The sequence below is a fragment of the Trinickia mobilis genome, from assembly GCF_017315705.1.
Lineage (GTDB): Bacteria > Pseudomonadota > Gammaproteobacteria > Burkholderiales > Burkholderiaceae > Trinickia_A > Trinickia_A mobilis.
Map to the genome: position 1 here is coordinate 116,821 of NZ_JAFLRF010000004.1, position 12,831 is coordinate 129,651.

The window sequence follows — 12,831 nt, forward strand, 5'->3', positions numbered from 1 at the left end:
TCATTCCACAACTGTGAAATATATGTTGTAATTGCGTATTAGTTTAGCATACGATGACGGCGGGTCAACTGATCAAAATTCGGCTCGCCGCGTACTCGAGGAACACGATGACACGCACGTCCCCGCGCGCCGCGCGCCCCGCGGCCGCCAACCAGCAGGCGGAATCCGGCACCGCTTCCGCGCCCGCGCCGCGCGGCCGCGCCAACGCACTCGAACGGGTCGTGCAGATTCTCGACGCGCTCCAGGAAGCCGAACGCCCGGCCACCGCGTACGAAATCGCGCACACGGTCGGCGCGCCGTTGTCGACGGTCTATTCGATCATCAACGACCTCGTCGAGCGGAACCTGCTGTCGCGCGCCGCGGACGGCACCTTGTGGCTAGGCTCGCGCCTCTACGGCTACGGGCTCAGCTACGCGCGTGCGCTCGACTACATGACGGTCGCCACCGAAGAGATGCAGCGGTTGTCGGCGGAAGCGGGCGAGACTATGCAGATCTGCGGGCTCGTCGAAGGGATGATGGTCGTGCTGCAGATGGCCGAGGGGCCGGGCCACTTCCGCGTGACGTCGCGGGTCGGCAGCCGCGTGCCGCCGAACTGGACCGCGTCGGGGCGGCTGCTCGTCGGTCATCTGCCCGACGGCGAGCGCATCGCCTTCTTCAAGCGCTACGCGCGGCCGTCGCCCACCGGGCGGGCGGAAACGCGTGCCGACGTGCTGGCGAAGAGCGCACGCGAAGCATTGGATGCGCGGCTGTCGATCCAGATCGGCGAGTCCGATGCATCGGTCGCGTGCCTCGCCGCGCCGGTCGTCGATAACGCCGGCGTCTGCGTCTTCACGATCTCGATCGTGATGCCCGAGGCCAAAGCCGCGACAAGCGCCGAACCGTTCGCGAGCGCCGTGCGCGACGTCGCCGCGCGCATCGAAACGCGGCTCGGCTGGCAATATCGCCGCGAGGAGCCGGCGGCCTAAACAGCGAATCCGGCTCGCCGCTTCGCGATGCCGGTCTCACTTCTCACCTTCAAACCGTTTTCCCGCATTTCATGGCCTCTCCGCTCTTGACGACCTGCTACGACCGTCTGCGCCACCGCGGCCTCGCGCTGCCCCAGGTGCCCGCGCCGATCGGCAACTTCACTCATTGCGTGCGCGAAGGCAATCTGCTGTTCCTGTCCGGACAGGGGCCCGTCAACGAAAAGGGCGAGCTGATGACGGGCAAGGTCGGCGCGGATGTCAGCGCCGACGAAGCCTATCGCCACGCGGAGCTCGTCGGGCTCAACCTGCTGTCGGTGCTGCATCAGGAGCTGGGGGATCTGGGACGCGTGCGGCGCATCGTCAAGCTGCTCGGCATGATCAACGCGACACCGGATTTCGAAGAGCATCCGCGCGTGATCAACGGCTGCTCGGACTTGTTCGTCGACATTCTCGGCGACGCGGGGCGACACTCGCGATCGGCAGTCGGCGTGGGGTCGCTGCCGCGCAATATCACGGTGGAGATCGAGGCGGTGGTCGCGGTGCGCGACTGAGCGCGTCGATGCTTCCCGCAAACCTTTCGGCCAACCGCTCCCGCTCGAACACCTCGACGACGAAATCGACGAACACTCGTGTTTTCGCCGGCAGCAGCGCTCGCGTCGCGTAATAGATCGAAATCGCCCCGGCGTCCGCGTACCAGCGCGGCAGCAATCGCACGAGTTCCCCCCGTTCGATCGACGACAGCACGTCCGACACCGCCAGCAGCGCAACACCCAGTCCGAGAATCGCAGCCTCGCGCATCGCTGCCGGGTCATTGACCATGATGGTCTCGCTGAGCCGCGCGGACATCTCGCCACCCACTGTGTCGCGCATCGTCCGGTGGCGCACGCGGCCGGTGCGGCTCGAGCGCATCACGATGCCGTCGAGTTCCGCAAGATCGCCGGGATCGGCCGGTGGCACGCGGCCGGCCATGTAAGCCGGCGACGCCACCGCCACCAGATGCGCAGGCGCCAAGGCACGCGACACGACGCCCGGTGCGAGATCGAATCCACCCCCCAGCGCCGCATCGTATCCCTCTGCGATCAAGTCGACCTGCCGGTTCTCGAAGTGCCAATCCGGACGAATCATCGGATAGCGTGCGAGGAACGCCGGCAGCAGCGGCATGACGTACGTCATGCCGAAGGTCGGCGCCATGCTGACTTTCAGCACGCCAGCCGGCTCGCTGCGATCGGTCGAGACGGACGCGATCGCGGCCTGCAGCGCGTCAAGATTGCCGCCGATTTCCACGAGAAAGCGCTCGCCCGCCTCGGTCAGCGTGAGCTTGCGCGTCGAGCGTTGGAACAGTCGCACGCCGAGATTGCGTTCCAGCAGCGCAACGTTCCGGCTGACCGCAGCGGGCGTCAGCGCAAGACGCCGCGCAGCCGCGGAGAAGCTGCCCGTTTCGGCGCTGCGGACGAACGACTCGAGGTTGGCGAGGGTTTCCATGCGGGAATCTTAAAGCATCGATTGAAAATAATTCAAGCCATTACACGCTAATGCTCCTGCAATAAAGGCGGCAATATTCGCTCACCTAGCCGCCGGAGTGAACGTTCTCGCGAAATCACGAGCGCCATCGCATTCCTCGCCAGCCCGGACGCCGCCGTCAACCGGTGCGGATATCGTCGCCGACGGCGGCTTTACCACTTGATTCATCACCCTTCACCAGGAGCATCGTCATGAGCACCATCGGTATCATCGGAGCAGGCGCCATCGGGTCCGCGTTCGCGAAAGCGCTGGCGGGCAAAGGCCTCGAAGCCATCATTGCGAACAGCCGAGGCCCAGATTCGCTCGCGGACCTCGCGCGCGAATCCGGCCCCTCGATCAAGCCGGGAACGCGCGAACAAGCGGCCGCGCAGGACATCGTCCTCGTCGCAGTGAACTGGTCGAAGCTGCCGGCCGCCCTCGCCGGGCTGCCGGACTTCGGCGGGCGCATCGTGATCGACGCGAACAACCCGATCGAGGCGCCGCTGTTCGAACCCGCCGAATTGCATGGCCGGACGTCGAGTGAAGCATTCGCGGGCCTCGTGCCGGGCGCACGCGTCGTGAAGGCGTTCAATCATCTGCCTGCGCACCTTATCTCCGACGATCCACGGGCCGAGGGCGGACACCGCGTGCTGTTCTTCGCAGGAGACGACGCGCATGCGAAATCGGCTGTGAGCGGACTGATCGAGCGGCTCGGCTTCTTCGGCATCGACCTCGGTTCGCTCGAAGGCGGGGGACGGCTGGTTCAAATTCCGGGCGGCCCGCTGCCGGTGCTTAATCTCGTCAAATTCGGATAGCCGATGAAAGGCGCGGTATACCGCGCCTTTCACGCAAAAACCCAGGTGCTCCCCACGAGTGGCTGCCCTGGTCCGGCACGCGACATACGGTGGGCGACACATACGCTTGGTTTCAAGCGTTCCCTATCAACTCCCGCACGCATGAATCAAAAACTGCTGCATCGCCAGCGCCGGCGCGCTCATCTCCGCGTTCTTCCGCCACAGCATCCCAGCATCCATCTGAGGAATCGTATCGAGCACCGGCCGCGCCTCGATCCGCTTACCTTCCAGCGACCAGGGCCGAAACACCATATCCGACAGCACCGTCACCCCGAACCCATATGCCACCAGCCCGCGCAACGCCTCCATCGAACTCGTGCGAAACGCAATATTCGGCGTCATGCGCTTCTTCGCCCAGTAACGCAGCGTCGACTGCTCCCCTTCATCGACGGTCAGCAGGATATACGGGTACTGTGCGATGTCCTTGAGCGACGGCGTGCGCAATTGCGCGAGCGGATGCGTCGGCGCCACCCATAGCTGACGCCGCGAGCGGATCAGCACCTGGTGACCAAAACGCGAAACGCGCTCGACATTCGACAAGAGCGTCACGCCCAAATCGACGTCGTCGTTGAGCACCGCCTCTTCGATTCCAGGCCGATCGACGTCGCGCAGATCGATCTCGACATCCGGATAGCTCGCGCGAAAGCGCGCGAACAACTCCGGCAAAAAGTACCCCAACACCGTGTACGACGCTGCGATCCGCACCGTCCCGCGCAAATCGTGCGAGCGAGAGCGCGGCTTGTGCATCGCATCACGCACCGAATCGAGCACGTGCCGCGCGTGGTGATAGAAATCCTGTCCGTCGGGCGTGAGCGTCACGCCTTGCGGCAGGCGCTCGAACAAGCGCGTGCCGAGCGCGCTTTCGAGCGCCAGCACCGCATTCGTGATCGCCGATTGCGAAACGTGCTCGTCGGTGGCGGCCATCGAGAACTGTCCCGTCCGGGCAGCGGCGACGAAGTAGCGCAACTGGCGCAGCGTGATGTCTTTAGCCATGCGTTTTTCGGATACCCGAGTTAATTATTTGTGATTTTACGATAGGAAATCGGCTTCCTATACTCCGCCTCAAACTCGCTTGACCGGAGACTTCAAGCATGAACGCGCCCCTATCCGCCGAACAGCGCGACGCGCTAGCGCCGTCCGCCTCCCCCGCATCGCTCCCCCAAGTCACGCTCGACGATAAGTACACGCTCGACAAAGGCCGCATCTACATCAGCGGCACGCAGGCGCTCGTGCGGCTGCCGATGCTGCAAAAGGAACGCGACCGGCGCGCCGGATTGAATACGGCGGGCTTCATCTCCGGCTATCGCGGCTCGCCGCTCGGCGGGGTCGACCAGGCGCTGTGGAAGGCGAAAAAGCATCTGCAGGCGAACGATGTGGTGTTCCAGCCCGGCGTCAACGAAGACCTCGCCGCCACCTCCGTCTGGGGTACCCAGCAGCTCAATCTATGGCCGAATGCGCAGCGCGACGGCGTATTTGGCATGTGGTATGGCAAAGGCCCGGGCGTCGACCGCACGGGCGACGTCTTCAAGCACGCCAATTCCGCAGGCACCGATCCGCACGGCGGCGTCCTCGTGCTCGCCGGCGACGATCATGCGGCCAAGTCGTCCTCGGTCGCGCATCAGTCCGACCATGCGTTCATCGCCGCCGGCATTCCGGTGCTGTATCCGGCCAACGTGCAGGAATATCTCGACTTCGGCCTGCACGGCTGGGCGATGAGCCGCTATTCGGGCCTCTGGGTCGCGATGAAATGCGTGACCGACGTGGTCGAATCGACCGCCTCGATCGATCTCGATCCGGACCGCGTGCAGATCGTCACGCCGACCGGCTATCCGATGCCCGCAGGCGGCCTGAACATTCGCTGGCCCGATCCGCCGCTCGCGCAGGAAGCGCGTCTGCTCGACTACAAGTGGTATGCCGCGCTCGCCTACGTGCGCGCAAACAAGCTGAACCGGATCGTGCTCGATTCGCCGACGCCGCGCTTCGGCATCGTGACCGCCGGCAAGGCGTATCTCGACGTGCGCCAGGCGCTCGTCGACCTCGGCCTCGACGACGAAACCTGCTCGCGCATCGGTTTGCGCGTGCTGAAAGTGGGCTGCGTATGGCCGCTCGACGCGCAGGACGCACGCGCGTTCGCGACCGGTCTCGAAGAGATTCTCGTGGTCGAAGAGAAGCGCCAGATCCTCGAATATGCGCTGAAGGAAGAGTTGTACAACTGGCGCGAGGACGTGCGTCCCAAAATCTACGGCAAGTTCGACGAGCGCGACAACGAAGGCGGCGAATGGTCGGTGCCGCGCGGCGACTGGCTGCTGCCCGCGCACTATGAGCTCTCGCCCGCGCTGATCGCGAAGGCGATCGCGCGGCGGCTCGCAAAAGCGGATCTGCCCGGCGACGTGCGCGCGCGCATCGTCGCGCGCGTCGCGATCATCGAAGCGAAAGAGCGCGAGGCGGCAAAGCCGCGCGTGACGGTCGAAAGAAAGCCGTGGTTCTGCTCCGGCTGTCCGCACAACACGTCGACCCGCGTGCCCGAGGGCTCGCGTGCGCTCGCGGGCATCGGCTGCCACTACATGTCGATGTGGATGGACCGCAAGACGGAGACTTTCAGCCAGATGGGCGGCGAAGGCGTCGCGTGGCTCGGCCAGATGCACTTCGCCGGCGACAAGCACGTGTTCGTGAATCTCGGCGACGGCACCTACTTTCACTCCGGGCTGCTCGCGATCCGGGCGGCGATCGCCGCGAACGCGAACATCACGTACAAGATTCTGTATAACGACGCGGTTGCGATGACGGGGGGCCAGCCGGTCGACGGCGTGCTGACCGTGCCGCAGATCGCACATCAGGTCTTCGCCGAAGGCGCGAAACGGATCGTCGTCGTCACCGACGAGCCCGAGAAATACGCTGCGAACGTGTCGCTGCCGAACGGCGTGACCGTCCACCATCGCGACCGGCTCGACGCGATTCAGCGCGAGCTGCGCGAGATGCCGGGCACCACCGTGCTGATCTACGACCAGACCTGCGCGACCGAAAAGCGCCGCCGCCGCAAGCGCGGCACCTATCCGGACCCGGCGCGGCGCGCGTTCATCAACGACGCCGTCTGCGAAGGCTGCGGCGACTGCTCGGTGCAATCGAACTGCTTGTCGGTCGAGCCGCTGGAGACGCCGCTTGGCGCGAAGCGCAAGATCAACCAGTCGTCTTGCAACAAGGATTTCTCTTGCGTGAAGGGTTTCTGCCCGAGCTTCGTGACCGCCGAAGGCGCACAGCTTCGCAAGCCCAAGGCGGCTGTCGGCACGTCCGGCGATTCCGCCATGCCTGACTTCGCCGCGCTGCCGCAGCCTGCATTGCCCGCGCTTGCGAAGCCGTATGGGATTCTCGTGACGGGCGTCGGCGGCACGGGTGTCGTGACGATCGGCGGCTTGATCGGCATGGCCGCGCATCTGGAGCGCAAGGGCGTGACGGTGCTCGACATGGCAGGCCTCGCGCAAAAAGGCGGCGCCGTGCTGAGCCACGTGCAGGTCGCGGCATCGCCGGACGCGTTGCACGCGACGCGGATCGCGACCGGCGAAGCGCGTCTCGTGATCGGCTGCGATGCGATCGTGTCGTCCTCGCTCGACGCGCTGTCGCGCACGCAATTCGGCGTGACGAACGCGGCAATCAACAGCGGCGCGACGCCGACCGCCGATTTCGTCCGCAATGCGAAGTGGTCGTTCCCCGGCGTTGAGGCGGAGCAGGATCTTCGCGCGAGCATCGGCGACGGCTGCGCGTTCATCGATGCGAACGCGCTCGCGCTGACGCTGCTCGGCGACACGATCTACGCCAATCCTCTGCTGCTCGGCTTCGCCTGGCAAAAGGGCTGGCTGCCGCTCGAACTCGCAAGCCTCGTGCGTGCGATCGACTTGAACGGCGTATCGATCGACAAGAACCGTCTTGCGTTCGATTGGGGCCGTTATGTCGCGCAGCACGGCGCTGAAGCGATCGAAGCATTTGCGCCGCGCAAATCGTCGCAACAGGTGATCGCGTTCAAAACCGCGGAATCGCTCGACCCGCTCGTCGCCGCGCGCGAACAGCTGCTGACCGCCTATCAGAACACCGCCTACGCGGCCCGCTATCGCAGCGTGGTCGATCGTATCCAGGCGAAGGAAATGCAGCTCGCCATCGCCGCCGCACCGGACGCGAAGCGCCCTCACCTGCCGCTGACGCAGGCCGTCGCGCGCAATCTGGCGAAGCTGATGGCGTACAAGGACGAATACGAGGTCGCCCGCCTTTATGCGGACCCGGCGTATTTGGACAAGCTGCGCGCGCAATTCGAAGGCGAGCCCGGCAAGGACTACAAGCTGAGCTTCTATCTCGCGCCGCCGCTTTTCGCGAAGCGCGACGAGCATGGGCATCCGGTGAAGCGGCGCTACGGGCCGTGGATGCTGCCGGCGTTCCGCGTGCTCGCGAAGCTGAAGGGCCTGCGCGGCACCGCTTTCGACGTGTTCGGCAAGACCGAAGAGCGGCGCAACGAACGCGCGATGATCGAGGACTACGTCGCGATGGTCGACGAATTCTGCGCCACGCTGGACAAGGCAAAGCTCGACACCGCGATCAAGCTGGCAACGCTCCCCGACGACATTCGCGGCTACGGTCACGTGAAGGAGCGCGCGGTGCAGCAGGCAGCACTCGAGCATAAGCGGATGATGAACGAGTACCGTCGGGCACGTGCGCTGGACGCTGCCGCTTGACCGGCGCAACGGGATGCGCCGGCCTCCCTTCTCGCGCTTGCGCTTATCAGGGGCTAATATTCACACAATTGATCGATAGACGCGCAGTTCTGGTAACGCTTTGCTCCGTAATTTCCACTAGGAGATGACATGAGTGACGTGCGATACGGCGACAATGCAGCAAACAATGCGAAAACCGACCCTATCAAGCACGTCGTTCTGCTCTTGATGGAGAACCACTCGTTCGATCAAATGCTCGGATCGCTCGACGCAGTGCACAAGGGTCTCGACGGTATAAAAAACGGGCAGGGAAAAATCAACGACGACGGCCACGGAAAGTCTTATCGTCTAAAAGAGACGCAAGAGCGTCAAATGAAGCTCGACCCGCAGCACGACCATCGAGACGTGCTGAAACAGCTCGAGGGAGACAACGGCGGCTTCGTCCGTAATTTCGTCTACCACTATCCGCGCAGCACCCAGGCCCAGCGCCAGGACATCATGGGGTATTACCCGCTCGATTTCCTGCCCGCGCTGCACACGCTGGGCCGGCAGTTTACGATTTGCGACCAATGGTTTTCTTCGCTGCCCGGCCCGACCTGGCCCAACCGGTTTTTCGCGCTGTCGGGCACGTCAATGGGCGAAGTCGATATGCCGGACGGGATCAATGCGCTCGAACCGAAGTGGTACACCGAGCAAAAGCAAGAGACGATCTTCGATCGGCTGAATGAAAAACAAAAAAGCTGGAAGGTCTATTTCTACGATTTCCCCGCCTCCTTGCTGCTCGTGAACCAAAGGAAACCCGAGAACCTCAAAAACTATTGCCTGTTCAAGCAGTTCTTCGAAGACACAGCCGGCGACGCCAGCGCCTTTCCCGAGTTTGTCCTGATCGAACCGAAGTATTTCGGCCAGGCGCAAAACGACGACCATCCGCCGCACAACATCATGAAAGCGGAGAAGCTGATCGCCGACACCTACAACGCGATCCGTTCCAACCCGAAGCTGTGGGAGACGACGTTGCTGGTGGTGCTGTATGACGAGCACGGCGGTTTCTTCGACCACGTCGTGCCGCCCGCGGACGCCACGCCTCCCGATGAGCACCCGAGCGCTTTCCCCTTCAGGCAGCTCGGCGTGCGAGTACCGGCGATTCTGGTTTCACCGTGGTGCGAGCCCCATCCATGCCACGAACGGTTCGACCATTGCAGCTTGCTGAAATACCTGCAGGACAAGTGGGAACTCGGGCCGCTTGGCGCAAGAACGGCCAACGCCGCCAGCATCGGCGTGGCGATCCAAAGCGGCGCCATGGCCCGGTCCGGCACGCCGCCCTTCATCCGCGTCAGCAATCAATCGCTCATACCCAAGTTTCCCGAACTCGAAAGAAGAACGTCGAACCCTCATGAGCAAGGGCTCCACTGGTTTGCCGACTACTTGTTCGCGGAGCTGGACAAGGCCGGGGCGAATGCGATGGACACCGTCACCAAGCTGGCTCGACGGAACACCGCATGGGTGCGGATGACAGGAGCCCTAGGCTACGCGCTGGTGATAGTCGGGCATTGGGTCAGCAAAGGCTTCTTCGCGGCCAAGAGCGCGCGCGAAATACACACTGAGAAAGCGTTCGATCGACTGCGTGAATCGCGCGGGTTAAACGGGTTGCCTCGGGATTGAGCGTTCATCGAAGCCGCTTGCGAACGTCCTGCTCCCAAGTCTGCGCCCCGGACGCGCTCCGAATACGTCGTCCATGCGAAAATTTTTTCTGCGATACCGTCCTGAGGCTGCGCCTGAAACGAGATGGAATCATTTCGTGTGCTTGATCGTTCTTTCGAAACAACAGTACCGCCTGCGATAGCTGCCATACGCCGTTGACTGGGGGTTGTCGCACCAACTCAGTGCTTAAGGTTCCGTTTCGCGCCCTCTCGGAGCTATGATTTAGCGCTGCTTGCCCCGATCATCCCCAAAAGGTTGGATCGACGATGGCTCCTACTCCGCGTACCCGCCGGTTTCCGCGCTACAGCGCCGCCTTGTGCTGCGCCGCGCTCGCCGGCTGCATGGTCGGTCCCGACTATCGAGCGCCGGCGGCGCCCCAAACGGACCACTACACGGTCGCGCCGCTGCCCGAGCAGACGGCGTCCGCGCCCGGCGCCGCGGGCGTGCCGCAGCGCTTCGCGCCGGGCGTAGAGATTCCCGCCGCGTGGTGGACGCTCTTTCATTGCGAACCGCTCGATACGCTGATCCGTCAGGCGCTCGTCAACAGCCCGAACATCACCTCGGCGCAGGCCGCGTTGCGGGAGGCCCACGAAAACTACCGCGCGCAGTTCGGCGGGTCGCTCTTGCCGAGCGTCGATGCGTCGCTCGGCGGACAACGCGAGAAATTCAACGGCGTCACGTTCGGCGAGCCCGGTGTCGTCGACTACCTCAATCTCTACAATGCGTCGGTGAACGTGTCGTACAAGCTCGACGTGTTCGGCGGCGCGCGGCGCCAGCTCGAAGGGCTCGCCGCGCAGATCGACTACCAGCGCTATCAGTTGCAGGGCGCCTATCTGGCCCTCACGGCCAACCTCGTCACGGCGGCAGTCAAGGAAGCGTCGCTGCGCGCGCAAATCGACGCCACCGAGCGCATCGCCGCGGACCAAGACCAGCAGCTCCAAGTTCTCAACCAGCAGTTCGAGCTCGGCGGCGTGGCCAAGACCGCTGTGCTCGCGCAGCAGACCCTGCTCGCGCAAACGCGCGCGACGCTGCCGCCATTGCACCAATCGCTCGATCAAACGCGCCATCAACTCGCGGTGCTCGCCGGCATGCTGCCGAGCGACCCCGCCCTGCCCGAATTCCGGCTCGAGATGTTCACGCTGCCGCAGACGCTGCCGGTGAGCCTGCCGTCGTCGCTCGTCAGGCAGCGGCCCGACATCCTCGCCTCCGAAGCGTTGCTGCATCAGGCGAGCGCGCAGGTCGGCGTAGCCGCCGCCGCGATGTATCCGCAGATCACGCTGTCCGCGAGCTACGGCACCGAGGCGCTGACGCCCGCCGGCGCGTTCCAGGCCGCGAACACGATCTGGAGCCTCGGCGCGAACCTGCTGCAACCGATCTTCCAGGGCGGGCAGCTTCTCTCGAAGAAACGCGCAGCCGTCGCCGCGTACGAGCAAGCCGGCGCGCAGTATCGCGAGACGGTACTGCTTGCGTTCCAGAACGTCGCCGATTCGCTGCGCGCGCTCGATCACGACGCGACCGGCCTGAAGGCGCAGACCGAAGCATGGCGCGCCGCCAGCGATTCGCTCACGCTCACGCGCGGCCAGTATCGCGTCGGCGGCGTGAGCTACCTGGCGCTGCTCGACGCGCAGCGCCAGTACCAGCAAACGGTGGTGAGCCTCGCGCAGGCACAGGCGTCGCGTTATGCGGACACGGCGGCGCTGTTCCAGGCGCTCGGCGGCGGCTGGTGGAACGCGCCGGCTCCGGTAGCCGCCGCCGGGACGCCGCACTGACCGCGGCCCGGCAACGCGGCCGCATTAGGCGCATCGCTCACATCGCTCGCATCGAGAGAAAGGAATAGGCACCTACGCGCACCGTTACAACGAACAGGGACTTCGCACATGACGATGAACCAGAAGCGACCGATGGCCAAGCGAATGACAATCATGCTGATCTGCGTCGGCTTGCTGCTCGGCGCGCTGGTCGGCTTCAACCTGTTCCGGGCGCATATGTTCGCGAAGTTCATGGCGTCGAATTCGGCGCCCCCTGCCACGGTCACGGCGATCACCGCGGGCTATCAGACGTGGCAGCCGCAGCTCTCCGCGGTCGGCAGCCTGCGCGCGGTGCGCGGCGTCGACGTGACGACGGAAGTCGCGGGCCTCGTGCGCGAAATCGCGTTCAACTCAGGCCAGGACGTGAAAGCGGGACAAATACTCGTGAGGCTCAACGACGACTCCGACGTCGCGCTGCTCCAATCGCTCAAGGCGCAGGCGGACCTCGCGCAGACCGTCTACCAGCGCGACAAGGCGCAATACGACATCAAGGCGATCGCGAAGGCGCAGCTCGACGCCGACGAGGCCGACTTGCGCAGCAAGAAGGCGCAGGTCGCGCAGCAGGCCGCGCTCGTCGACAAGAAGACGATACGCGCGCCGTTCGCGGGGCGCCTCGGCATCACGACGGTCAACCCGGGGCAGTACCTCAACCCGGGCGACGCGATCGTCACGCTGCAGGCCGTCGATCCGATCTACGCCGATTTCTTTCTCCCGCAGCAGCAACTCGGGCAGCTCGCGATCGGCCAGAGTGTCATCGTCGATACGAGCGCGTACAGCGGACGCACGTTCTCCGGCAAGATCCTGTCGATCAATCCGAAAGTCGACAGCAATACGCGCAACGTGCAGATCGAAGCGGCCGTGGACAACCACGAACGCAAGCTGTTGCCGGGCATGTACGCGAACGTGAAAGTCGATGCGGGGACGCAGGAGCGCTATCTGACGCTGCCGCAAACGGCCATCACCTACAACCCGTATGGCGCGACGGTGTTCGTCGTCAAGCCGGGCACGAAGCCGAACGCGCAAGGCAAGATCCTGCCCTTCGCGCAGCAGGTGTTCGTGACGCCCGGGCCGACGCGCGGCGACCAGGTTGCGATCACGAAGGGCGTCTCCGAAGGCACGCAGGTCGTGACGAGCGGCCAGTTGAAGCTCAAGAACGGCACGCCGCTCATCGTCGACAACCGCGTGCAGCCCGCGGACAATCCGAACCCCACGCCGCAAGAGCAATGAAGGGGGACCCGCGAGATGAAACGACCCCCACGCTCACTTCGTTCGCTGCCCCCCGGGGGGGCGGATGCCTCCCTTGGGG

Annotated in this window: 9 protein-coding genes; 7 read left to right on the forward strand and 2 right to left on the reverse strand. The window is 64.5% G+C overall.

Annotated features, from left to right (window positions below; genetic code table 11):
* Positions 1-107: 107 nt before the first annotated feature.
* Both J3489_RS07325 and J3489_RS07330 read left to right on the forward strand, forming a co-directional pair.
* On the forward strand, positions 108-965 hold the full coding sequence (locus tag J3489_RS07325) for an IclR family transcriptional regulator (RefSeq protein WP_206997047.1): 858 nt from the start codon (positions 108-110) through the stop codon (positions 963-965).
* Positions 966-1,036: 71 nt separating this feature from the next.
* A complete protein-coding gene (locus tag J3489_RS07330) occupies positions 1,037-1,516 on the forward strand; it encodes a RidA family protein (RefSeq protein WP_206997048.1) in 480 nt (159 codons plus the stop codon).
* On the opposite strand, the gene J3489_RS07335 is transcribed toward J3489_RS07330, so the two are convergent.
* Entirely contained in the window at positions 1,476-2,447 is a 972-nt protein-coding gene (locus tag J3489_RS07335) for a LysR family transcriptional regulator (RefSeq protein ID WP_206997049.1), read from the reverse strand. The genes J3489_RS07330 and J3489_RS07335 overlap by 41 nt on opposite strands.
* Before the next feature lie 230 nt (positions 2,448-2,677).
* Here J3489_RS07335 and J3489_RS07340 point away from each other — a divergent pair, with 230 nt between their 5' ends.
* On the forward strand, positions 2,678-3,280 hold the full coding sequence (locus J3489_RS07340) for an NADPH-dependent F420 reductase (RefSeq protein ID WP_206997050.1): 603 nt from the start codon (positions 2,678-2,680) through the stop codon (positions 3,278-3,280).
* A 126-nt stretch (positions 3,281-3,406) separates the two neighbouring features.
* Here J3489_RS07340 and J3489_RS07345 read toward each other — a convergent pair whose 3' ends face one another.
* Positions 3,407-4,312 (reverse strand): LysR substrate-binding domain-containing protein, encoded by a 906-nt coding sequence (locus J3489_RS07345; protein ID WP_206997051.1) that lies wholly within the window; start codon positions 4,310-4,312, stop codon positions 3,407-3,409.
* 98 nt (positions 4,313-4,410) lie between these two features.
* On the opposite strand from J3489_RS07345, the gene J3489_RS07350 reads away from it, so the two are divergent.
* The 4 genes from J3489_RS07350 to J3489_RS07365 all read left to right on the forward strand — a co-directional run bounded on the left by J3489_RS07350 (position 4,411) and on the right by J3489_RS07365 (position 12,752).
* Positions 4,411-8,037, forward strand: coding sequence for an indolepyruvate ferredoxin oxidoreductase family protein (locus tag J3489_RS07350; RefSeq protein ID WP_206997052.1), 3,627 nt, complete (start codon positions 4,411-4,413; stop codon positions 8,035-8,037).
* Positions 8,038-8,166: 129 nt separating this feature from the next.
* Complete coding sequence (locus tag J3489_RS07355) at positions 8,167-9,678, forward strand: alkaline phosphatase family protein (protein ID WP_206997053.1); 1,512 nt, start codon at positions 8,167-8,169, stop codon at positions 9,676-9,678.
* Between the two features lie 305 nt (positions 9,679-9,983).
* Positions 9,984-11,486, forward strand: coding sequence for an efflux transporter outer membrane subunit (locus J3489_RS07360; RefSeq protein ID WP_206997054.1), 1,503 nt, complete (start codon positions 9,984-9,986; stop codon positions 11,484-11,486).
* Positions 11,487-11,600: 114 nt separating this feature from the next.
* On the forward strand, positions 11,601-12,752 hold the full coding sequence (locus J3489_RS07365) for an efflux RND transporter periplasmic adaptor subunit (protein WP_206997055.1): 1,152 nt from the start codon (positions 11,601-11,603) through the stop codon (positions 12,750-12,752).
* Positions 12,753-12,831 lie beyond the last annotated feature (79 nt).